We start from the raw sequence: 24,016 nt of genomic DNA on the forward strand, positions 1-24,016 counted from the left end.
CGCCAACATTATGGAACAGAAAGAGTTTAATGAAACCCTTGAGAAGCTGACAGACAAGGAAGATGTCGCCGGAATAGAAGCATTGGTGAATAGTCTGAGTGCAGAAGAGCTGGAATTATATCAAACAGAACTATTAGAAGCCTACGCCAATATCTACTCTCTATGGTATTATGATCTGATTTGTGGTAAGATAAAAGAAGAACATCAGGAGGGGATTGTTCAGGAGCTTTTTGAGATTCTTACACTGGCCGAAAAAATTGATCCTGAGAATACACATCCCAAACAAAGAGCTCAATGTTATGAATTCCTTTCTGAGCTGAAAGGGGAAGAAACAGACAAACTGCTGAACATTCAAAAAGCAATTGATGAATATTCAGACGCACTGAAAAATAATGAGAACATCCTGCTTAATGCATCACTGGCCAACGCCTTGCTGGACAAGATGCTGATTACACAAGAGTTTGCAGATGATGAATTCCTGAAGATCCTCGAATTATTTGAACTCGCTTTTACAATATACTCAGAGACCGTTACCTCCTCTTTTATCCACGGATGTTTCCGTATCCTGAATTTTCCATTCAGCAAAAACCACTACTGGCATTCCCGGTTTCTCAATAAATTCACCTTAGCACTCACCCGTTTTACCAAAGAAGAACCTATCACTTTTCTGAGCTGGTCAGATGCACTGGTAAGAGTTCTGGAATATCAGCAATATGAGATCTCTCCTGAATATGCAGCCGAATTAAATGATATATCCATTGAATTATTAGAATCTATTACTGATTACCAGACGGATAATGAATGGCTCCTGAATCAATTGGGATTTGCATTTGAGAAGGCCGCCAAAAGAATGAAGAAAGGAAAATTACCTTATTATAACATCGCCCTTACGTACTTCACAAAAGGACAAACACTTAAACCGGCTACCTGGACTTTCCCCGTATATGCTACCAATGTATTGAAAGCAATGGCTGTCATTTACCACAGTCAGCAAAACAGGGAAAAGGTGATAGAGCTATTTGAAGAAGGCAGGATCCTCTTCTCAAAAGTATACGAACACGAAAAGGATTTTACCTTAAACCTTTACTGGGGGGAATATCTGATAGAATACGCAAGATTAGTCTATAACTTTGATGCCCCGGAAATACTGGAAGAGGCTACAGAGAAATCCCTGATTGCAAAAGAGCTTGGAAGTAACTACTATAACCAACCTTATACCTTACTGGCCAAAATTGCCCTGAAAACAGGTGATAAAGATAAATGCATGGAGATCTTAAAAGAATGCAAAAAGGTGTTCTCCACTGAGTATTATGAATACGATATGGGGCAGGTCTTAGGGGATGAGGATTTCAGAGAGATTTGGGCAGAACTTACATAAAACTGATAATCTGACTATCATACATCCATATTTTATATCATAATTGATTTTCAGCGGATCATCTTCATTTTTCATACTGCATTGATATTGCAGTGATTACCTATAAATTTGTCCCCATTAGTTCACCAAATTAACCCCCCGTTATGAAAAGGACCCTCAATGTAATGCCATTATTATGTATTGTATTTTGCCTGCTTAATACAAGTACCTATTCCAGAGCAGAAAATTCCTCAGTTAAAAATCTTTCCGCGAACAGTTCTATTATTCTTGCTAACTGGGTTTCTTCTCAATCCTATGTGCTTGGAGATTACGTGACATACGATAATAAGGTATTCAGAGCCGCACACTGGACGCAGGGTGATACACCAAGAGGATTCGGGCTATATCCTGATGGCCCCTGGATCTACGAAGGGCTGTATTACTAATGTTCTAAAAGGAAGCTCACAGGAAATTGTGAGCTTCTTTATTAATACCCTATCCTACCTCAACCCCACTCCCACAACCAACTGATCCTCAAATACAAATTATCATCCCCTCACATATTTTTGGAGAATTGAATAAAGCAGCTACCTTTACAGACCAAATGGTCGGTATTATATATCTCTATAAGATACCAAATAGTCGGTATAAAACTTAAATGATTTAATAAAATGGAACAACAGGAACCTAAGAAGAAAAATCCTAAGATGCTGATCATCCTTGTCCTCATCGTGATCATCATAGCAGGTACAGGAAGTTATTACTGGATAAGCAGCAAAGCATATGAAACTACAGACAATGCTCAGGTAGATGGAAACATCATACCTGTGCGCTCCAGCGTAACCGCTTACCTGAATGAAATACGTTTCCGGGATAACCAGCAGGTGAAAAAAGGAGATACCCTTATCATATTCAATACCGTAGCGCTAAAAGCCAAACTGGAACAGGCACAGGCTGCACTGGAAAATGCAAAAGCAGATCTAAGCGTTTCCGATATCCGCGCCATCGCCAGCTTCCAGAATGCACAGTCTTCATTACAGAATGCACAATCAGGACAACAGGATATTTTAGCTACCAGAGCAAACCTTGATAAAGCCAGACAGGAGCTGGACCGCACCAATAACTTGCTTAAAATTAAAGCTGCTACACAGGAACAGTTTGAAACTGCTACGGCTGCCGTACAGGTTGCACAGGCAAATTATACACAGGCGGTGAACAAACAGGCTTCTTCTTATTCTAATTCACTGGGACAGGAAACCAGCGCCAAAGCAGTAAAAGGACAAATCTCCGTTGCACAGGCCATCGTAAAACAAAAGATGGCTGAACTGGCGCTGGCTGAAGAAGACTTTAGCCATGCCTATGTTACTGTTCCCTTCGATGGTATCGTTACAAAACGTTCCGTATCACAGGGACAATACATCTCTGCCGGTCAGACACTATGCGCTATCATAGACAATCATCATTTATGGATCTCCGCTAATCTGAAAGAGACACAGCTGGACAGGATCAAACCCAATCAGGCTGTCCAGATTAAATTAGATGCTTTCCCTGAGTTAAAACTAACCGGTAAAGTAGAATCATACCTCGGCGCTACCGGTGCAAGATTCTCCTTATTACCTCCGGATAATTCCACCGGGAATTTCATCAAAATCACCCAGCGCTTTCCTATACGCATCAGCATTGACGGGGAACAGCCAACTGCCTTATATCCCGGCCTGAGCGCTTTTTTAAAGATTAAAGTCCAATAACATGGAAGTTATTACATACCCCACCGGAGCGAAACGTGCCATCCTCGTTATCACTGCCATCTCCTGTGCCCTGCTGGAACTGATCGATACAACTGTGGTAAACGTTTCCCTTCGTGAAATCAGCGGTAGCATAGGGGCTACCACTACTGAAATTGCCTGGGTGATTACTGCCTATAGTATTGCCAATGTGATCGTCATTCCCCTATCGGGGATGTTCTCCAATTTCTTTGGCCGTAAGACTTACTTTACCAGTTCTGTAGCCATATTCACCATGGCTTCTTTAATGTGTGGCTTCTCTACCAACCTATGGGTACTGGTATTCTGGCGCTTTATCCAGGGCCTGGGTGGGGGTGGAATATTATCCACCTCACAAAGTATTATCATGGATGCATTTCCACCCCATAAAAGATCAACCGGTCTGATTATCTATGGTATGGGAGTCATTATAGGTCCTTCTTTCGGCCCTTTACTGGGTGGTTACATCACAGATAACTTCTCCTGGCACTGGATCTTCTTCATCAATATCCCTATCGGTACAATGGCTGCTTACCTTTCATGGAAACATGTTCCCGATCTTAGCGGAGTAGAAAAACCCCGGATAGACTGGCCAGGTATCTTCTGTCTGGTAGTAGGTATTGGTTCTCTTCAATATGTTTTAGAAGAAGGTTCATCAAAAGACTGGTTTGATAGTACTGAGATCACCTGGTTTTTTATTACAGCTGTCACCTTCATGGTCGCCTTTGTAATAAGAGAATTGAGAATCGATTATCCGGCAGTCAATCTCCGCTTGTACAGGAACTTCAACCTGCTAATGGGCAATGGACTAAACCTGCTGATCGGTATCATTCTTAACGGAACCCTCTTTGCCTTTCCCTTATTTGCACAGCTCTCCTTAGGCTGGACAGCCACTCAAACCGGCGCCTTTATGATACCTGGTGCCATGATATCTATTCCCGCCATGATCGTAGTGAAGACCCTGCAGGAGAAAATAGGATTGAACCCCAAAATCATCATCATGTTAGGAATGGTAATGACGGCAGTACCATTGATTCTCATCTCCTTCTCTTCTCCGGATTCAAACAGCAGTAATTTCTTCTGGCCTTTTATTCTAAGAGGATTTGGCGCATTGTTTATGCTGATGCCGGTACTGGGTCTCGCAACAGCCGGACTCACAGGTAAAGACCTTGCCCAGGCCATTGGCTTGTCCAATATGTTGCGTCAACTGGGTGGTGCTTTAGGCGTAGCGCTAATGGGTATTTATATCAATCAGGAAAATGCAGTGGTGAGAAGTAGCCTGATAGGTAACATTAGTCAATATAATCCTCAAAGCACTGAAACAATAACTTCCTATACACAAACACTTCAGAATAGTGGGATGGGACCTGATGAAGCTACCAGTGCTGCTCACCAACTGATAGACTCGGCGCTCTCCAAACAACAGCTGCTCATCAGTTATGATCACAGCTTCCTCATCGCGGCCTTTACCGTATTGTTATGTGTGCCTATCATTTTAGCCATCCGTTATAAAAAACAACCGCCTTCTAAAGACATGGACATGGCTCATTAATATTTCAAACCAATCAACAATGAAAAGAATTATCGTTATCATAGGTACATTATTCTCTACCGCTTCTTATGCACAAACTACATTAACGCTACAACAGGCTTTAGAACTGGGATTAAAAAACCGGTACGATATACAGGCCAACCAATATGATATCAACATTGCACAAACCAATATTAACCGGAGTAAAACAGCCTGGATACCTGAGATCAAAGCCGGGGGTGAAGTTCGTTACAATACCCGTATACAGGCTACTTACATCCCACCAGGGTTTGGCGATTTAGATAAACCTGAATTACTGGCGCTTGGTGCAAAGAATTTAACGGTGCTTGGTCTTGATTTAAATCAGCCGCTTTACAAACCCCAGTTATCAACGTCTATAAAAATAGCCCGGAACGAAGCAGAGCTGCAACGTGAAAAAAACAGGGAAGCGGAAATCAATATTAAAATGATGATCGCAAGGGCCTATTTAAATGTACTATTGAAAGAAGCGCAGCAAAAGATTGCGGCCAATGATGAACAGCGTTATGAGCAATATTATACGTTGGCTGATGGGAAATACAAGGTGGGTAGTTTAATAGAGAATGATTATTTACACGCAAAGCTGGATTATGAAAATGCAAAAGTACAATACCAGCAATCTGTTCAAAACTACAACCTGGCAATAGAAGAATTAAAATACCACGTTAATATCCCCACAGAAAGCCATATAGTAATAGTCGATACGTTAAGTAAAAACGCGTTACCGGATCTGCAACCAGTAGCTGCTGATGCTACTAACCGCACAGAGATAAAACAATTGCTCTTATCTCAGCAGGGAAATCAATTACAGCTAAAGATGACCAAACAAAATGTTTTACCGGTCGTATCATTCTTTGCCAACTATTCCGGACAGTTTGTCAATAACAACTTCAATTATACTAAAAGTGAGTGGTGGTCATCTTTTAGTTATTTAGGATTACGTGTATCCATTCCATTAACTGCTAATTTTAAAAACCATCATGATTTACTGGAGAACCGGATGCGTATGCAACAAACGGAATTAAACATCAAACAAAAAACAGCTGATATAAATTATGAGATCACGAAGGCTTCCACTGAAAAAAATAATGCGTTAAACAATTTACAGGAAGCAGGGAAGAATTACGAACTTTCTCAAACCATTTATCAGAATCAATTAAAGCAGTTTGCATTAGGTAGTTTTCAATACAACTACTTACTGGATACAGAGAAATCAATCAGTACAGTAGAGCAGAATTATATAATGGCGGTATATGACTATCTGAATGCTACCATCAATCTGCAAAAGGCAAACGGAGGCTTTTAATTATCAAAGCTATGTACGGTACTCATAAAAACCATACATAGCTTTTTCTATTCCTATGCTGCCGCATTGCAGTGGCCTGACGTAATTTTGACCCCGAGAGTAACCCGTGTAGCACTATTAAATAACCAGAATCCCCCATCTCGTTATCATAACTATCAACTTAAACCCTAATTATTATGTTCAAACAGAAGTACCTTTTTTACGTCGTGTTGTTAATCACGTTAGCCATTGGCTGTTCCAAAAACAAAGATGCCGATAAAGTAACCGGCACAGAGCAAACCACCGGAGATCCCGTTTTAAAAAGAATCCTGAAAGAAGGTTACACGCAGAAGGAAATTGTTGAGTTGAAAGACCGCTACATTGTTCAGGGAGATATCATCTTCTTCAAAGGTGTGAAAGATCATGAGGATGGACCAACAACAGAACAGGCCCGTTCTCCTTACCTGATAGCTCCTGCATACAGGAATATCAGTGTTTATCTGAATGCAGGCTCATTCAGCTCCATTAACCTGAGTACCATCCTTGATAATGTAATTGCAGCCTACAATGCTGTGGGATCAGGTATCCAGATGACAAGAACATACACCGCCTCTGCTGCTGATATTACCGTTGTGCAGAACAGCGGCATAGGAGCATCTGTTTGCGGACAGGCCGGGTTTCCTTATTCTACCGGCAGAGCCTTTAATACTGTATATATTTCCGAAAGCACCTTACTCACATACAGCATTACCAGCGCCTCTCAGTTAACACTGCTGGTAGCACATGAGCTGGGACATTGCCTGGGCTTACGTCATACTAACTGGCAGCCACAGGGTGAATCCGCCGCCATTCCTATTCCAAGCACCCCTTCTTCTGATGGCGCTTCTGTAATGAATGGCAGCACCTGCGGTTATACCTGGTCAGGCTTCTCTACTTATGATCAGATCGCATTGAAATCATTGTATCCTGTAACGTTAGGCGGTACCAACGTCCTCAATCCAGGCGACCAGCTAACACAAGGTCAATTGATACGTTCTACTGACGGACGCTTCATCGTGGTGATGCAGGGTGATGGTAACCTCGTACTGTATTACTACAATGTGCCGCTCTGGAGTTCTGTTACATGCTGCAATTCCGCCATTAACCGTGCTATAATGCAGGGCGATGGTAACCTGGTATTATATGATACCGGTAATGCTGCTCATTGGTCATCCAATACGCATGGCTATAATGGTAGTTATGCCGTCATTCAGGACGACGGTAACTTCGTTATCTATCAGGGTAGCACACCCCGGTGGAGCTCCAACACTGCTGGTTATTAAAATATAAAAAGGAAGCTCCGGGGAAACCTGGAGTTTCCTTTTATAATACCTTTGTACAAATAATAATACAATGGTAGCATTCTTAGGTATGGGACTCTTAGGAGCAAATTTCGTAAAGGCGATGATAAAAAAAGGTGCCCGGGTCCAGGTATGGAACAGGACGCCGGCAAAAGCCACAGCACTGGAATCCGAAGGTGCAAAAGCATTTGAGAACGTAACAGATGCCGTAAAAGGAGCAGACATCATTCACCTTACATTAAAAGACGATGCATCCGTAAACGAAGTACTTGCCATAGCAAGCACAGGATTTAAACAAGGTGCCATTATAATAGATCATACCACCACATCCGCAGAAGGAGCCATACAAAGGACCAAAGAGTGGAAAGAACGTGGATTCACTTACCTGCATGCTCCCGTATTCATGGGACCTCAGAACGCACTGGAAAGCACTGGTCATATGCTGGTATCCGGTGACCAGAAAGTCATCACTCAGCTGGAACCTGAATTATCCAAACTGACCGGCAACCTCATTAACCTCGGCCCGGAAGAAGGAAAAGCAGCCGGTATGAAACTGATAGGCAACCTCTTCCTGGTAACCTTCACTGCCGGTATAGCAGATACCCTCTCTCTTGCTAAAGCCTTACACATACCCATCAGCGATATCAGCGCATTATTTGATGCATGGAACCCGGCGGCTATGCTGCCTGCCAGATTAAAAAGAATATCTTCCGGTACTTACAACAACCCTTCCTGGGAATTAAACATGGCCAGGAAAGATACTCAGCTGTTCATGGACGCTGCTGCCCACGGTGGCACAAAACTAGCCGTAATACCTGCCATTGCCGTTGAAATGGACCGCTGGATAAAAGCAGGACATGGTAACGAGGACTGGACCGTTATAGGCAAAGACGCAGTATCCTAAAAATGAACAATTTCTAAACGGGTGTGTTATTCTTTACAGCTTAACACCAACCCTCAAAATGGTACACCACAAAATATCATTCTGCACAGTGTGCATGAATCGGGCAATGCATGTAAAGAATACACTCCTGAAGAATATAAAGGATAACGCAGACTATCCGAATGTTGAATTTATCCTGCTTGATTATAACTCCGGAGATGATCTGTATACCTGGGCTAAAAGTGAATTACAACCGTATATCAATAGCGGGAAATTAACTTATTTCAGGACTACCGATCCTCAGTATTTCCATATGAGCCACTCCAAGAATATGGCCCTGCGACTGGCCACAGGAGAGATCCTGTGCAGTCTGGATGCAGATAATTACACAGGTGTGGGCTTCGCTGCATACATCAATAAACAGTTCAATAAAGACTGGAATATCTTCATCTCACCTCCTTTTATCGGCCGTGAGAAAAGATGGTGGGATGTACAGGGGAGAGTCTGTTTGGCACAGAATGATTTTTATCATTTCAGAGGATATGACGAACAGGTAATGGATTATGGTTATGATGATAAGGACCTTAAAAGCAGGATGGAAAAGAGTGGTAAAAAGAGAATTACCATTAAAGATACCCGGTTTTTAAATGCTATTAAACATGATGATCAGCTGAGGATAGCAGATGGATTCTCTACCAAAAAAACAAAGGAGTTATTCATATCTACCGTCTGTAACGAAACTTCAGAGATTATTTATTTACAGGATGATGATGCCTTTGAAAGATTCTTTATCAACAATGAGGATGTGCTAAGACCAAGAAAAATGTATACCGGTAAATATCAGATGGAAGCAGCCGGTATCAAGCTATTGAAAACAAACGGTAAAGGATTTATGAACCTTACCCAGCACACTGATGATCATCTTGTTTCAAATGATAACCGAAATTTCTACAGGGTCACTTCTGGTTCTTTACGGGAAGTATTTCTATTGGAGAGAGCCATTTACATGGGCAAGAAAATATACTTCCATAACAGGAAAAACAGGCATGCCGTCAATATAAATGGATTCGGAAAAGGAAAGGTGTATAAGAACTTTTCTAAGGAAGAGATGATCCTGCATTAAATATGGTGTCCGCTACTTCACAGGAATCCGGAGCGGCAAATACCAGCGTAGTCAATGTATTTCCATCGTATACAACAAATTCATCAGAAGGCATATCACTATCGTTTATCCAGTGAATATTAAACACTACTTCATGAAGACTGTCAGAGAGATCGCGCAATGATAAACGACTGTGGAAATAATCGGCATTATCAAGTCTTGCCGTATCCATGCTATTTTTCACTTTATCATACAGCATTACATAATTACCCTGGAGATAGAAACTGGTATCCTGTGTTAATTTATCAGGGAAGTCGAAGGCAGATTTAAATGTAACCCGGTATTCTTTTCCATTAAGATGGGCTCTTTCTATATAAACAAATGGTTTAGGCTCAATACCCGGGTGCGCTGGTATTACAATAGCAGGCTTCCTTGCTTCTTCGCATGAAAAAACCAATACCAACAGCAATAAATTCAAAAACCACTTCATAATCATCAAATATAATAAATTATTATTTGAGGATCAGTACAGGCTCTTTTGCATTACGGTAAATGGCTTCGGAAATACTTTTATGTGTCAGGTAATACAGGAAGCTACGTTTGCCCCTTAATGCCACAATCAGTTGAACGTTTTTAGTTTGTGTGGCATTCAGAATCCCATCCACCACATTTTTCTCATTGCTGTAAATAATCTCGTGGTTAAAATTCTTCAGATATTCGTGCAGGTTATTTTCTGCTGTTTTAAATGCTTCATCAGGACGTAAATATTTCTCTTTAGCATCTACGTTCAGCACAAGCAATTTAGTAGCCGTCCACAAAGGAGAAACCGGCACGTCATTAAATTTATCCAATACAGCCATTGAGTTATAGTCGCATGGCACTAACGCTGTCTGAACCGGTTGGTACGTATAGCCGGCAGGTACTATCAGCACTCTGATAGGACTGGCCTTTACAATCGTGATCACATTGCCTGCAATAAAGCTGCCGCTGGAATAACTGTAGTTATCACTACCCAGCAGTAACATCTCAGGCTTCTCTTCCCGTATCACGCTTAAAATAGCTCTTAATAAAGGCATTTCACTTACGGCTGTCGTCACTGTAATCCCATCCCCTAATGAAGTTTTTAACTGTTCTGATAAAACGCCCAGCTTTTCCAGGGTTTCCGTTCTTTCCTGTTGCCTGTACTCCTGGCTTACAGGAGCATATTCTGCTGATAATACAATATGATCAAAGACATTGTCGTAGAAGGTACGGAGCAGGATAACGCGTTCATATTCATATTTCCTGCACCATTCGGCAGCGAAGGTCACTGCATTATCAGAAGTAGCGGTGAAATCAACAGGTATCAGTAACGTTTTCATAACTACTGTTTTTCATAATTTAATCCGCAATGTTAATGCCAGATACACCACTTCCTTCTATTGCCAGCAAATACATTTGCATACTTTCTCCCTCATTGGCAATCCAGGCATCATACGCTGTTATAGCTGCCAGTCTTTCTTCTTCTGTAATATAATTATCTTTCACCAGTTGCAGACCTCTTGTTTTTGCTACTACAGACCATATCCCTGCTTTACCTGCAAAATCTGCATCACTTTTTTTCGTAAGCTCAGGCTGCGCTTCCACATTGATATTTTTAAAACCCAGTTCAGCAAACAAATGCGGCAGGTTATCGGCAATAGCATTATCAAATCCGGCCTCTTTGCGCCATTGTAAAAAAGCATGGTAAAACTGTTGCATTTCAACAGGTAATGCAGGCACCCATTTTATTTTCTCATGGTTATAATCAAGGATGGCAATCACCCCATCTTCTTTAAGAAACTTTTTAAGTTTCCGGAGTACTTCTTTAGGGTCTGGTAACCATTGAAGTACTCTTGCGGAAGTAATCAGGTCATACCGTTCAGGGGTATCAAAAGTATGTACGTCCGCTACCTTAAATTCCAGGTTAGGAATATATGCAAACGACTCTTTTGCCTGGGTTATCAATGTTTCTCCGGAATCAATACCGGTTACTTTTCCTGGTGTTACTTTTTCAGCGATCCCTTTAGTGATGGCACCGGAACCACATCCAACATCCAGTACAGACATCCCTTCTTTCAGATATTTTACCAGGTTCCTGTTATCTGTCGCAAGCGTCCTTTTATCTAACACCTTGTTAGCGCCTTCTGGCATTTTGGCTCTTTCTTCGGCAATACGTGGTTTCATAATTTCTTTGTAAGGCGGGCAATGACCTTCTTCGTTTCATCCCCGTACACGGTTATCAGATGTGTACGAATGGAATCCGGGGTAGGGCTGAGATGTCCGTTTGTAAGTAATGTGATGCTATGGGAAGGTAAGGCTGGCATGTGACAATCAATACAATTTTTTGCAAGCACTGCTTCGGGCAGAGTGGTCAATTTGCAAAAGTTATGACTGGCAGTGGTATGACAGCTCATACAACGTTGTGAGAAAACTTCCTGTTTATCACCTGAGTGAGGATTATGACAGGAAGAGCAGTTCATGTTTTCACTTTTTATATAACACTTACTGGCAGTAAATAACTGATATTGAGTACCATGTACATCCATTTGAGATGGTTTGCCGGGCCGGGTAATATCAGCATAGATATAGTCTGATAATTTATCCCCCGGCCTGAAATCAAACATGGATTTCTGCGGTGTTTTCAATCCGGAATGACAAACAGCACACATATCCAATTTCTGCTGGTTTTTCAGTGAGCCGATTTTTGTCATATACTTAGCTTGTTTCTCCTGTGGATGTGACGTATGAAAAACCACATGCTCTGCCGCCGGGCCATGACAACGTTCACAATCAATACCATACACCAGCTGGTTCTTTTCAAACTGTTCCGTGATATGCAGCCCTGTCATCTCCGTGCTTTTAAGCCCCACCATAGAGCTATGACAGCCAAAGCAGGCACTGGGTATCATCCTGTCGAACTTAGCGTGAGAAGCAGGAAAACCCGGGCTGTTAGCCCAGTTGTGTGCTGATACAAAGTATGATACCGGCAGCTGAAAATATTTGCCTACCTGCCAGTAAAGAAAGGTCTGTGCTTTCCTGCCGGAACCAACAGCGATATCAAAACGGTGAAGCTCCTGTAACGTATCATTTACATAACCTGCCTGAAATAACCCACTATCCCTTGCTTCCATCACTACTTTCATCGCATTGCTGTAAATGAATGTATCATTAAAGTTGCCTTTAACAGTAGATTTGGATGCCGGATGAGAGGTATTATAATGTGCCGTAGCAAGGTATGAATCGTAAATATTTTTATGACAACCCGCACAACTGGCAGCGCCTGCAAACTGTTCTCCTCTTAAGTCTGTAGAACCTTGTTTACTGACACACTGCGACAGCACAATAATGCAGGATACTATAAAGCAGCATACGTACAGCAGTCGTTTATTCATAACGTGGGAATGATTACAATTATAATACATTTATTCTGATGATTCACCATTCATACTAAATGCTTTGAATATCCTCTTTCGGGCATTATCTTTTACTCTTAGATAATCAATTTTAAACATGAAAAGAACATTAATCAGCTCCACATTACTGTTCCTGATGGCAGCTTCTCCGCAGCTCTATGCGCAGAAAGCGGAAATAGTACAACGTACTGCCAACGCAGGCTCCAACAGTTTCTATCTCACAAACAGGTCTCCTTTACAAAAAGAACATTTCACCAGGCTACCCGTTGCCAGTGTCTCCCCCAAAGGATGGGTGAGAAAAGCACTGGAAATGCAACGGGATGGGCTGGCCGGCAACCTCGGTGAAATAAGCATCTGGCTTTCCAAAACGGATAATGCCTGGCTCAACAAAGAAGGAAAAGGAAAATACGGATGGGAAGAACTGCCCTATTGGTTAAAAGGTTATGCAGATATCGGGTATGTTTTACACGATGATCACATGATCAAAGAGGCTAAATTCTGGATTGATGCCGTACTGAATAATCAACGTGATAATGGCGACTTCGGCCCTAACGTAGAAAAAGGGGAAGGCAAAAGAGACCTCTGGACAAACATGCCCATGCTCTGGTGCCTGCAATCTTATTATGAGTACTCCAAAGATCCCAGGGTGATCCAGGTGATGACGAAGTACTTTAAATGGCAGCTCTCTATTCCGGATGATAAATTCCTGGAAGACTACTGGGAGAAAAGCCGGGGCGGGGATAATCTGTATAGCGTATACTGGTTGTATAACCTTACGGGGGATAAATTCCTGCTGGACCTGGCGACCAAAATAGATAAGAATACTTCCGACTGGCGCCAGCCAGATAATCTTCCCAACTGGCACAATGTGAACATAGCAGAATCTTTCCGGGAACCAGCCCAGTACTATCAGCAAAGTGGCAGTACCGCAGATATCAATGCTACCTATAATGATTTCAGGATGGTCCGTACGAAATACGGACAGGTACCCGGTGGGATGTTCGGCGCAGATGAAAATGCCCGTGAAGGATATGATGATCCCCGGCAGGCCATTGAAACCTGTGGGATGGTAGAACAAATCACTTCGGATAATATGTTACTCGGCATTACCGGCGATCCTTTCTGGGCAGACAATGCAGAAGACGTTGCCTTCAATATCTTCTCTGCTGCTTTTACGCCGGATTACAGGGCGCTCCGTTACCTGACCGCCCCTAATATGGTGGAGAGCGACAGCAAGAACCATGCGCCTGGTATTGCCAATGAAGGGCCTTTCCTGATGATGAACCCTTTCAGCAGTCGCTGTTGCCAGCATAACCACTCCGCAGGATGGGTGTATTATTCAGAGTATAGCTGGATGGCCACTCCTGATAACGGGCTTGCTGCACAGCTGTATTTCGAAAACGAAGTGCATGCGAAAGTGGGTAATGGCACAGCAGTAACCCTGTCTCAGCAAACGAAATACCCGTTCAATGACCAGGTAACCTTTACCCTTAGCACACCGAAGGCGGTTACTTTCCCGCTGTACCTGCGCATTCCTGCATGGTGTAAACACCCTGCGCTTAAGATCAACGGCAAAGCCATTACATTGGCCGGTAATGCCAGTGGTTATATCAAAATCAGCAATAACTGGAAGAATGGAGATCAAATCTCCCTACAGCTGCCTATGGACCTTTCCGTACGTAAATGGGAGAAGAATAAAAACAGTATCAGTGTGAACTATGGCCCGCTTACTTATTCCCTGTTGATCAAAGAAAATTATATCCGGCAGGATAGTAAGGAAACAGCTATCGGTGATTCTCACTGGCAGGAAAGCGCTGATCCTGCAAAATGGCCTTCTTTTGAGATTAAACCGGGGTCTGACTGGAACTATGGATTATTGATTGATGAGAAAAATCCAACCACCTCTTTTGAAGTAGTTAAAAAGGAATGGCCGGTGAATGATGATCCGTTTACCAATACCACTGCACCTATCATGATTAAGGCCAGGGGTAAGAAGATTACTTCCTGGGGGATAGATCAGTATGGACTGGCAGGTATCTTACCACAAAGCCCTGTTAAGACAACAGAACCAGCAACAGAGTTAACACTGGTCCCTATGGGAGGAGCCAGGTTAAGAATATCTTCATTCCCGGTAGTGGAATAAAAACAGGAACGCCTGCAACATCTGCAGGCGTTCTTTTAATTTTTAAAATAGTCCTGTGCGGTTCGCACTTTCTCTACCCAGCATCCCGAACTGGCATGTAAGACATACTCACTCAGCCCCACTTTTTTCGCACCAGGTGCCCAGTCATAAGTATAACCAAGGCGTGTCCATGGATAATGGAAATCAGTAGCTGACTGTAATGTGTGATAATACGCGTAGATGATGTAATTATTAAACCAATTGCCAAACGAAGGCTGTACGCTGTTAAGTAATGCTGCACCGGTAGTGGTGGTAGTAATATCAGGGTTCCCTGCCGGGCGGTTCAAACTGTCTGCCTTCACCCACATATCTACGATATGTGTATTACTACGACTGTTCACCGGTGGTAATCCCAGCAACTGGCAGATACGCATAATCGTATCTGAAGAAGCCGTAAACTTAGCTGCCAGACGATTTTTCATCTGTGCAGGAATGAACAGCCATGCATCTCCCCAGGTATTCGTAATAGAATCTCCTTCAGGATAACTGGAAGGGAAACGCATAAAAGTAGACATCAGTACATATGTCTGACCATTGATCGTTTTCCATTGTAAAGCACTATTGGCAGCTGTAATGGGAAGAAGGCTATCTATTATCTCCGAGCTGTCGGCCACCATTGCATCTGTAATGGAATTGGCGTACAACTGGTCCATGGTGTAAGTAGGAGCCGGGTTATCATCTTTTGTACATCCTGCTATCATAAGCAGCAATAAGAGTAATGTTATTGAGGTCTTCATGAGGTTATTTATTACCTCAAAAATAAGGGATGTTTAGCTGTTTCTCCAACAACCATTTTCATCTACCGTATTCATTTTGTTCATTTCTTCTTTTTGGCCAGCAATTGCAGGTCTTTATCTACTTCTGCGGGGAAATTTGCAGGCTCTCCTTTAAACGGGTTAGTACCGGTGGTAACAGAATCAATCAATGTTTTGTCATTAAAATAATATCGTCCTTCAAACTTCACCCCTGTCTGATCATAATCAACCTCTCCCTTTTTTATATCATATACAACTGCCTTAAATGCTCTATACACAAAGATCAGTTGTTCTTCTTTGAAATAATATTCTGAGATATAAATCCCATTGGAAACCCCTACCCATTCTACGATCTTACGGAGCTTTTCTTCTTTATAGTATCCCGTTAACGAACCTCCGCGATCCGTCATCTGCTCCATAAATTCTTCATTTTCGAGTACCACCTTTGTATAGGAATTATCATCATTGATATCCTTAAATTCTTTCTTAATAGATTTGATAATATCTGCCTTTGACTGGGCAAAGGAAACATTTGCAACAAAGATGGCAACCAGAACAAAGGTTATGCTCTTAAGAATCATATAAGGGATTTTAACAACCGGATTCCCCGTGAATTTTAACTGGAATTCACTCATAAGATAGGGCTAAAATTTCTCATATTATCTTTTATTTTTCAGGATCCTCTTCCAATAAATTCCGGGTATATTCCAAACCTATCGTATAAATCTTCTCCAGCCGGTTAAATTCGAACATCCCGAATTGCCCCAGGCCTTCCGGTTCTACAAACCGGCTGCATAACAATTTGTTTTTCAATACCGGTTCACTGATGGCCATGTTCAGGGTCCTGTCCATATTAGACAAAAACCCTCCTGCCGGGTTATAGGGCGTCAGCGGGTTCACATGTACCCCTATCACATCCCTATAGTCCCCTATCAAAGGTTCTACAGGCAGGTTGCCTGATAAGCCCCCATCAACATAAGGAACCCCGTCTATCATTACCGGCTGGAATAACAGCGGGATAGACGATGCCGCCAGCACTGCGGGAATAATCGGCCCTTTGTCGAAAATGGCCTGCTCACCCGTTGCAAAGTTAGTAGCCGTAATATATAAAGGGATGGGAAGAGACTCCAATGTGGTATGCCGCAGGGTTTGTTTCAGTACCTGCTCCACCTTCTTCAATGACAGGAAGCCTGAACGCCAGTTGCGCCATTGCATAGACAATCCCAGCTTATGCAGTTTAAATATCTGCCTTACCTCATCTGTATTATACCCATCGCAAATAAAAGCAGCTGCAATAGAGCCTGCGCTCGTAGCAGCAATAACTTCAGGGAAAATACTTTGTTCTTCAAATGCTTTTAACACTCCCAGATGAGCATAACCACGGGCACCGCCCCCGGATAATACAAATGGACGCCGGATAGGTACAGGATTCATGAAGCTAATATAGATAAAAAAGTTATATCAGTTTACTGCCGTTAGGTACGGGTCTTTCGAGGGCCGCCAATACAATATCCCCGTTTTCATCGGCAAAACCGGTGACCAGGAACTGCGACATAAACTTACCGATCTGCTTTTCCGGGAAATTGATCACGCCTACTATCTGCCTGCCTATGAGTTCTTCTTTGGTGTAATGCTTAGTCACCTGTGCGCTGGACCATTTAATACCATATGCGCCAAAGTCTACCCGTATTTTATACGCTGGTTTACGGGCTTCGGGGTAATCCATCACTTCCAGTATGGTCCCTGCCCTTAGTTCTACTTTCTCAAAATCCTGCCAGCTGATTGTTTCCATATGCATAAAATTAAATTTGAATCCTTTATACCGTGAGTTTAAAATGATGGTACAAATTCTTTTGCCCTTTTGATGTAATCACGATTGCCCTGGAATTTTTTGTTCTTCTCACCCAGTCTTCTTCCAGCATTTTATCCAGCAATGCTGTTGCCAGCGATCCGGCAATATGAGGTCTTCTTTCACTCCAGTCCAGGCAGGAACGTAAAAAGGAACGGCGTTGCTGCTTCAGTTCATTAATATCAAGCCCTTGTTCCGCAAACCATTTCTCTCCTTTTTTGCTAACTTCAAAATCAACAATGATTTTTTGCTGTATTAAGCTATCCGTTATCATCACACCTACTTTCCCTGCTAAATGATCATAACAGGTCCTGCAATAAGTAACGGGAGAATCAGGATTTTTCTTTGTAGTTACCGGTGGAATAATATTGGCTAATCCTTCAATAGCATACGCAATATCCTTACTGGAAAACTTGTAATACTTATGTCTGCCCTGGCTTTCCACACATAGCAATTCTGCCTGTACCAGTTTATTCAGATGCATACTGATATTCTGCGGGGACGTATCGGCTGCAATGGCCAGCTCTGTGGCAGTAAAAGCTTTTCCATCCAATAAAACCCACATAATGGTAGCTCTGGTAGGATCTCCTATAAGTGCGGCGATCTCTTTAAAACGACTTTCCATGTTACATACACAGTTAAGTGAGGAATGAAGTGTTTGCGTATGAAGGTAGGTAAATTTGAATATGCAAACAGCAATTTTTCTTCAGTCAGAAGTGCAGGACCCGTATGCGATATACGCAAATTTCCCTTCTATATTCCGGGATGATATTAATCATATCTGGGCAGTTTATTCTTATGCTCATTGTAAGACAATATTAACTCATCCTGCTGCGCTGATACCTCCTGTGAATAAAGATGGGCTGAATGATTATGCTCGTATCATTACAGGAGGATTAGCAAGATTAAGTAATGGCAATGAGCATATACGTGCAAGAGAAACTGCCATGCATTTATTCCAGTGTATGTCACCTGTTTCTACTACTGATATACTACAACATCTTATTGGTAAGGCAACAACATTCGACTGGGTAGAAACCGTTTGTAAAAAACTGCCTGTGCTGAGTATATTAAATAGTTTCGGTTTTAATAAAGAAGATGGTGATTTTATAACAGATCATATGCATCAGCTTATTCGTTTAATGTTACCCGTTAAAACTGAAGAACAACTTATCTCTGTCAACAATATCTCAAAAGAGATTTATCACATCATTGAAAAACATTTATTAAAAGATGCAAGGTTCATCAACCTGGCTCCTGAATTATGTATCAGCAATCTTACAGGATTGATCATACAAAGTTTTGATGCAGGAAGAGGTCTGTTGAGTAATGCATTATTGAATTTTCAGGATAAAGACCCTGTTCAGAAATCGGTAATAGAAACACTAAGATTTGATTCTCCTATTCACAATACCAGAAGAATTGCCGGGGAAGATATTATTATAGATAATCATAAGATTGAGAAAGGACAATCCATACTGGTCGTACTGGCTGCCGCCAACAGGGATCAACAACAGTTCAAAGATCCCGGTTCTTATAATATTGAAAGAAATAACAATACAGCTGCCTTAACATTCGGGTATGGCATACATATGTGCCTGGCCAGACAGTTATCCATCAATATGGCTACAGAGGCCCTGCAATTCCTTTCATCCAACAAAGTAAGCATCCTTCAGACACAGGTAGAATACGAACCATTGATAAATGCAAGGCTTCCTAAAGAGCTACAGATATCTATTGATAAAACTTAAAATCCTATATCCCTTCGTCATAGAAAGCTCATTCCTTCGGCACTCTTCCGTCATTCCTATATCGTTTGGATATAGGAATGCCAGTAGAATGATATAGGTGTGATATAGGAGCGACGAAGGAATGATAGTAGAATGAGCCATGAGTATGCTTGTAGCACAGTATATTAGTACTGTTTAAGCTATTTCTCAATACGGGACCGTAAATATTTATAGATCTCCTTTTCCTCTACGGTAGCTTCCGGTTTATACAACTGTAAATATTTTTTGTAATAGCGAAGGGCAGTAGCTTCGTTATTCAGGCGGGCATCATAAATACGGCCAATACTGTATTGCCGCAAAGGTTGATGGAAGAGATAATAAGCCGTATCCAGACTGGCAATAGCAGGCTTAAATTGGCCTATTGCTTCGTAGTTGGCAGACATGCCTGTATAATAGTTATCCAGGCTGGCAGACAGCCCCATACTGATACATAATTTCAAGAGTGTATTACTCTCCTCATATTTCTTTAGCTGGGTTTTAGCCATTGCTGTGTAATAGATGATATTCTCTGAGGTAGCACGCCGGGTATCCAGGTATTCATATACAGATACACATTCATCATACTTTTTCATGTTGTAACATGCAGCAATGACATAGAGGAACGTATTAGCGGAAACATTGTTCTGGGAGATCAGTTTCTGGCCAAATTGTAATGTGCGGGGGTATTCCTTCTTTAAAAAAGACGTTCTGGTGCCTGTCATTAACACATAAGGATTCGTTGAGTCAGTAGTCAGGTAGCGGTTAATAAGCGAATCAGCAGTATTAAATCGCTTCTTTTCCAGCCATTCCTCTGCCAGTCGGGATACGACCCTGGGATCTGAAGGTTTTAACTCATAGGATTTACATAACCAGGCAAAAGCGGAATCATTCTCCTCTCCGGCAAATCCGGCAAAGCTCAGTTGCTTCCAGGCACTGGCATTTTGCGGCTGTAGTGTGACGATACGTTTATAATGAGCCATTGCGGCCAGTGGCAGGTCTTCCTGCATTTGTATGGTAGCGAGGTATTGATGGGCAGGGATGTAGTTACTATCCAGCAGTAATACTTTTCCATAGTTACTGGCGGCTTCTGAAATCTTTCCCGCCTGGTAATAAGTATAGGCCAGTAGGGCCAGTTCTCTGGGGTTATTATCGTTTACGCCCTGTTTCAGGTAGGCGATCGCCTCTTCATAACGCTGATCCTGCAGGTATTCCATTACCCTGTTCCTGTCTACCGACTGTGCCCTGGCAGCCCCAAAGCTTAACAGGCAGGCACATAACATCCAAATATATGTACGCATAAGGCTCTTTTAGCCTTAAAACTAAAGATTTAGTTTTAAAAAGAAAAACTTAGTTTTCAGAGGAAGGAGCTGTTATTCGTAGGTGAGTACATCCTCTTTAAAAGCCTTTTTCATGATTTCGATCTCGTTTTCAAGACCTTCTGCGGAGGAACATACAGGTGTCAGGGAATCCATTGTATGTGAGATAACCTTCCCGTTATCATCATAATACACTTCGTAGATACCAAATTCATACTCTCCCTGTTCATTCAGCTTCTTTATTACCCGATAATTCCAAGTACTCATAATGCTTATAATTGCCGGCAAAGCTAATATTATTACTTAATTCCTGTAATAAACTCATAGTATTTATCGTTTATATATGTCGTAGCACCTACAACCATATCCCTATGAAAGAAAGATTCCTGAGAGCAATCTTATTTTTATCCTTGTGTATACCGGCTACTGCCTTTGGCCAGTCAATGGCAGATACTACAGCCGCAGAAAAACCAGTAGTGGAAGCAAAAGTTGCTTATAATGCTTCCAAACCAACAGAGCAGGTAGTAGTAAGGATTTATCCTAATCCGGCAGTAGATAAAGTGACTTACACATTTCCTGCGGGCATACAGAAACACCTGTTACAGGTAACTGACATGGGAGGCAGAACAATCCTGAATTTAATAGTGGGAAATATAGGGACACAGAATACGATCAATACATCTGCATGGAGACCAGGTATTTATTTCGTGAGTATCAACAGTTCTACATTTAGTAAAACTTTTAAACTGATGAAACAATAAAAAAAGCACCCGAAGGTGCTTTATTGCTCAGGCTTGTTCTTTACAGTGGTTAACGCTCCTGTCGGACACTTAGCTGTCTGCTCCATAATTCTCTCTGAAGTAGCTCCCTGCATATTTACCCAGGGCTTCGCATTTATATCAAACACTTCCGGTAATCCATTCACACAACGTGCAGAGTGTTTACACAACTCCGGCTTCCATACTACCGTTACATCTCCATTGGTATAATTTATCTTCTTCTCAACATCTGCATTACTAAAAGTAAATGTCCTCACGGTAATCGGGTTTTCCAATATTTTAGATACCGGGCAGGATTCTGCAATCTGCGCCAACCGTTTACGTTGTTCTTCCGTTATCTCACTCAGGAATTTAACATCACGATCGATGGTGGTCGATAATTTATCACCATCCTTTGTCTGGTACATATTCGCATTCACTTCGATGTTATCGATAGCCCATCCTTTACGGTCTATATACATGCGTAATGTAACCAGTGTGCAGGATGCAAGCGCAGATAACAGCAACGTATACGGATCAGGACCTGAGTCCTGACCACCGGATTTAACCGGCTCGTCCGCTATAAATTTCCCATTACGCCAGGAAATAGTACACTGATATTTTTCCCGTCCGATAATACCGTGTACGGGATTTTCTAAAATATATTGCATAACCTGTAAGTTACTATTTTTCAAAGCAGCACATCCCGGAACTCCGGTCTTTTATCAAAGATGGCTTTTGCAAAAGGACAAAGAGGAATGATCTTAATATTCTCTGTTCTTGCATAATCCACCAGTGCATGCAGTAACTGCACACCTACACCTTTACCACTAAGAGAAGCATCTACCTCTGTATGCGCAATAATCATTTTATCTTTGGAAGGCATCGTGTATTCCATCTCCGCAAGGATTTCCCCGTTTGCTTCCACATAAAACTTCCCGTTACCATCTGTTTCTTTCTGCTGAATAAGCATATACTACCAATCAAATTTAATGAACGATACGCCTTGTTTAGGCAAAGTTATCTTCGCTGAATAATTACTGTTAACCAGTTGTGTGTCTGCCAGCTTTTGTAACTGACCAGATTTTTCTAATACGATAAACTGTGCTTTTGTAGGATGCAACGGAGAACCCATTTTCTTCCAGACAGTATACGCATTACTATGCTGATCATCTATCCTGTAATGTGTCATCCTTACTTTCCCGGCAGGCAGTCCTTTTACTGTTACCAATATAGTTTGAGTAAGCCCTGCAGTATCTGCGTCATGATAATTCCAGATCATCACCGCTGCCGTCTTTTCTCCTTTTGAGGCGATAGCTCCAATATCAGAAGTAGCCCTTACACTGCTGTCCAGTATTGTTTGCAGGGGATACATATTGCTGGCAGTAACCGCCACCCGTTTTCCCTGCATCATGCCAAACATACGAAAAACATTCAGTACCGGCTTATCTATACCATTAGTGGCAAGGTCCCGGAACCCTGCAAAAATAGGCTGGTCTTCAAATTCAAATGACCAGCTTACTGCTCCTGTAAGAGGAGCGTTATATTTTTCTGCCAGCTCATATTTCCGTGCAAACGAAGCCGCCGTATAACTTGAATACATTGTTCCATTCCTGTAGGCATTTTCAGGATTAGTACTCATACCACAGGCTGCACAGCCTTCAGGATCTGATTCACCAATGATAATCGGAAGTTCTTTTAACTCAGGATAAGCACTGATGGTCTTCAGATTATTATCAATGTTCTTTAACTGGTTCCGCACATTCATCACTACAGATCCATTTACAATAGTGGGCGAACCTTTTGCATGAAAAAGCACCGCATCTAAAGGACTTCCCTTTTTGCCGGTAGCATAATTCGTTTCATATAAACAATGTTTCAGGAAGGCATCCAGGAATTTCATGGCACCGCCGGTGCTGTTACATCCGCCTATTCTGGCAGTAGGTAACGCTCTTTTTAGTCCATCAGCTGCATAGTCATATAGTTTGAAGAAGTCCTGCTGACTACCTTTCCAGTAATAACCATCCGGTTCATTCCACACTTCCCAATACCAGCTTTCCACTTCTTTTGTCCCATATCTGGCTACGCAATGTTTTACCCATTCATATACAAGGTTACCCCATTTGCTGTAATCTTTAGGCGGATAAGCCCAACCCGTGATAATTCTGTTGTAAGGTAATCCTGGTTGCCAGTCGTGTTTATAAGGCTGGGGATGCGTAGATAATGCCTCCGGCATGAAACCGATCTGAGCAAGGGGTTTCATCCCTCTCTTTATGTAAGTATCAAAAATGCTGTCCACAATTCTCCAGCTATATACAGGATTACCATCAGCATCCTCTGTATAAACATTTGTAGAACCCCATTTAAGAGCGGCAACACCATCTCCGCTGGTTAGTAGATTATGCGCCCGCACATATACCGGTACCGGGCTAAGGGCCGCAATTTCAGACAGCAGTTTTGTACCGTCTTTCATATAGGTATAATTGGGTTCGTCGTATCCGAACCAGGCCCAGATAGGATTCATTACACCAACTTCTTTGGTAAGATCTACCTGAACCGACTGGCAATTGCCGTATTTGATCAGCAACAGGGCAACAAGGAAAAGGAATGTGTTTTTCATCATGGTGACTAAAAATAGCAAATCCGGTTCATT

General features: G+C 42.1%; 25 protein-coding genes. 11 read left to right on the forward strand and 14 right to left on the reverse strand.

Annotated features, from left to right (window positions below):
- Positions 1-10 precede the first annotated feature (10 nt).
- The 8 genes from BMW86_RS08655 (at position 11) to BMW86_RS08690 (ending at position 9,321) form a co-directional block, all read left to right on the forward strand.
- Positions 11-1,378 (forward strand): hypothetical protein, encoded by a 1,368-nt coding sequence (locus BMW86_RS08655; RefSeq protein WP_089780903.1) that lies wholly within the window; start codon positions 11-13, stop codon positions 1,376-1,378.
- 143 nt (positions 1,379-1,521) lie between these two features.
- On the forward strand, positions 1,522-1,803 hold the full coding sequence (locus BMW86_RS08660) for a carbohydrate-binding protein (RefSeq protein WP_089780905.1): 282 nt from the start codon (positions 1,522-1,524) through the stop codon (positions 1,801-1,803).
- A 225-nt stretch (positions 1,804-2,028) separates the two neighbouring features.
- Entirely contained in the window at positions 2,029-3,105 is a 1,077-nt protein-coding gene (locus tag BMW86_RS08665) for an HlyD family secretion protein (protein WP_089780907.1), read from the forward strand.
- 1 nt (position 3,106) lies between these two features.
- Positions 3,107-4,672, forward strand: coding sequence for a DHA2 family efflux MFS transporter permease subunit (locus BMW86_RS08670; protein WP_089780909.1), 1,566 nt, complete (start codon positions 3,107-3,109; stop codon positions 4,670-4,672).
- Between the two features lie 19 nt (positions 4,673-4,691).
- Positions 4,692-5,996, forward strand: coding sequence for a TolC family protein (locus tag BMW86_RS08675; protein ID WP_089780911.1), 1,305 nt, complete (start codon positions 4,692-4,694; stop codon positions 5,994-5,996).
- Positions 5,997-6,172: 176 nt separating this feature from the next.
- On the forward strand, positions 6,173-7,297 hold the full coding sequence (locus BMW86_RS08680) for a M57 family metalloprotease (protein ID WP_089780913.1): 1,125 nt from the start codon (positions 6,173-6,175) through the stop codon (positions 7,295-7,297).
- A gap of 70 nt (positions 7,298-7,367) precedes the next feature.
- Positions 7,368-8,219 carry an NAD(P)-dependent oxidoreductase gene (locus tag BMW86_RS08685; protein ID WP_089780915.1) on the forward strand — a complete coding sequence of 284 codons (852 nt, stop codon included), beginning with the start codon at positions 7,368-7,370 and terminating at the stop codon, positions 8,217-8,219.
- Between the two features lie 58 nt (positions 8,220-8,277).
- A complete protein-coding gene (locus tag BMW86_RS08690) occupies positions 8,278-9,321 on the forward strand; it encodes a glycosyltransferase family 2 protein (RefSeq protein WP_089780916.1) in 1,044 nt (347 codons plus the stop codon).
- Here BMW86_RS08690 and BMW86_RS08695 read toward each other — a convergent pair.
- The 4 genes from BMW86_RS08695 to BMW86_RS08710 are packed head-to-tail and all read right to left on the reverse strand — an operon-like array spanning position 9,296 to position 12,713.
- The gene (locus tag BMW86_RS08695; protein ID WP_143056527.1) at positions 9,296-9,790 is read right to left on the reverse strand and encodes a hypothetical protein; all 495 of its coding nucleotides are present in this window, start codon (positions 9,788-9,790) and stop codon (positions 9,296-9,298) included. The two genes, BMW86_RS08690 and BMW86_RS08695, sit on opposite strands and share 26 nt — an antisense overlap.
- 22 nt (positions 9,791-9,812) lie before the next feature.
- Complete coding sequence (locus tag BMW86_RS08700; protein ID WP_089780920.1) at positions 9,813-10,661, reverse strand: universal stress protein; 849 nt, start codon at positions 10,659-10,661, stop codon at positions 9,813-9,815.
- A 19-nt stretch (positions 10,662-10,680) separates the two neighbouring features.
- Entirely contained in the window at positions 10,681-11,505 is an 825-nt protein-coding gene (locus tag BMW86_RS08705) for a class I SAM-dependent methyltransferase (RefSeq protein WP_089780922.1), read from the reverse strand.
- Entirely contained in the window at positions 11,502-12,713 is a 1,212-nt protein-coding gene (locus BMW86_RS08710; protein ID WP_089780924.1) for a multiheme c-type cytochrome, read from the reverse strand. Before BMW86_RS08710 ends, BMW86_RS08705 begins: the two co-directional genes overlap by 4 nt.
- Before the next feature lie 118 nt (positions 12,714-12,831).
- On the opposite strand from BMW86_RS08710, the gene BMW86_RS08715 reads away from it, so the two are divergent.
- Complete coding sequence (locus BMW86_RS08715; RefSeq protein WP_089780925.1) at positions 12,832-14,877, forward strand: beta-L-arabinofuranosidase domain-containing protein; 2,046 nt, start codon at positions 12,832-12,834, stop codon at positions 14,875-14,877.
- A gap of 35 nt (positions 14,878-14,912) precedes the next feature.
- Here the strand turns inward: BMW86_RS08715 and BMW86_RS08720 are convergent, their stop codons facing one another.
- From BMW86_RS08720 to BMW86_RS08740, 5 genes are all read right to left on the reverse strand, one after another.
- Positions 14,913-15,653, reverse strand: a complete 741-nt coding sequence (locus BMW86_RS08720) for a hypothetical protein (protein ID WP_089780927.1) — start codon at positions 15,651-15,653, stop codon at positions 14,913-14,915.
- 80 nt (positions 15,654-15,733) lie between these two features.
- A complete protein-coding gene (locus tag BMW86_RS08725) occupies positions 15,734-16,252 on the reverse strand; it encodes a hypothetical protein (RefSeq protein WP_143056529.1) in 519 nt (172 codons plus the stop codon).
- Positions 16,253-16,337: 85 nt separating this feature from the next.
- Positions 16,338-17,105, reverse strand: a complete 768-nt coding sequence (locus BMW86_RS08730; RefSeq protein WP_089780931.1) for a patatin-like phospholipase family protein — start codon at positions 17,103-17,105, stop codon at positions 16,338-16,340.
- A 22-nt stretch (positions 17,106-17,127) separates the two neighbouring features.
- Positions 17,128-17,463: a tRNA-binding protein gene (locus tag BMW86_RS08735; RefSeq protein ID WP_089783606.1), complete on the reverse strand. Its 336-nt coding sequence runs from the start codon at positions 17,461-17,463 to the stop codon at positions 17,128-17,130.
- A 25-nt stretch (positions 17,464-17,488) separates the two neighbouring features.
- Positions 17,489-18,145 (reverse strand): ArsR/SmtB family transcription factor, encoded by a 657-nt coding sequence (locus BMW86_RS08740; RefSeq protein ID WP_089780933.1) that lies wholly within the window; start codon positions 18,143-18,145, stop codon positions 17,489-17,491.
- Between the two features lie 61 nt (positions 18,146-18,206).
- On the opposite strand from BMW86_RS08740, the gene BMW86_RS08745 reads away from it, so the two are divergent.
- Positions 18,207-19,271 (forward strand): cytochrome P450, encoded by a 1,065-nt coding sequence (locus tag BMW86_RS08745; RefSeq protein ID WP_089780935.1) that lies wholly within the window; start codon positions 18,207-18,209, stop codon positions 19,269-19,271.
- A 179-nt stretch (positions 19,272-19,450) separates the two neighbouring features.
- Here the strand turns inward: BMW86_RS08745 and BMW86_RS08750 are convergent, their stop codons facing one another.
- Together BMW86_RS08750 and BMW86_RS08755 are read right to left on the reverse strand one after the other, a co-directional pair.
- Positions 19,451-20,587 (reverse strand): tetratricopeptide repeat protein, encoded by a 1,137-nt coding sequence (locus BMW86_RS08750; RefSeq protein WP_089780937.1) that lies wholly within the window; start codon positions 20,585-20,587, stop codon positions 19,451-19,453.
- A 72-nt stretch (positions 20,588-20,659) separates the two neighbouring features.
- Complete coding sequence (locus tag BMW86_RS08755) at positions 20,660-20,872, reverse strand: hypothetical protein (protein WP_089780939.1); 213 nt, start codon at positions 20,870-20,872, stop codon at positions 20,660-20,662.
- 104 nt (positions 20,873-20,976) lie between these two features.
- Here BMW86_RS08755 and BMW86_RS08760 point away from each other — a divergent pair, with 104 nt between their 5' ends.
- Positions 20,977-21,366 (forward strand): T9SS type A sorting domain-containing protein, encoded by a 390-nt coding sequence (locus tag BMW86_RS08760; RefSeq protein WP_089780941.1) that lies wholly within the window; start codon positions 20,977-20,979, stop codon positions 21,364-21,366.
- Between the two features lie 20 nt (positions 21,367-21,386).
- Here the strand turns inward: BMW86_RS08760 and BMW86_RS08765 are convergent, their stop codons facing one another.
- From BMW86_RS08765 to BMW86_RS08775, 3 genes are read right to left on the reverse strand one after another with little or no spacing between them, the layout of a single operon-like run.
- The gene (locus BMW86_RS08765) at positions 21,387-22,034 is read right to left on the reverse strand and encodes a (4Fe-4S)-binding protein (RefSeq protein WP_089780943.1); all 648 of its coding nucleotides are present in this window, start codon (positions 22,032-22,034) and stop codon (positions 21,387-21,389) included.
- A gap of 20 nt (positions 22,035-22,054) precedes the next feature.
- Positions 22,055-22,336: a GNAT family N-acetyltransferase gene (locus BMW86_RS08770; RefSeq protein WP_089780945.1), complete on the reverse strand. Its 282-nt coding sequence runs from the start codon at positions 22,334-22,336 to the stop codon at positions 22,055-22,057.
- A 3-nt stretch (positions 22,337-22,339) separates the two neighbouring features.
- Positions 22,340-23,986, reverse strand: a complete 1,647-nt coding sequence (locus tag BMW86_RS08775) for a GH39 family glycosyl hydrolase (protein ID WP_255372878.1) — start codon at positions 23,984-23,986, stop codon at positions 22,340-22,342.
- Between the last annotated feature and the right edge of the window lie 30 nt (positions 23,987-24,016).

The organism is Chitinophaga sp. YR573 (assembly GCF_900110995.1).
GTDB lineage: Bacteria > Bacteroidota > Bacteroidia > Chitinophagales > Chitinophagaceae > Chitinophaga.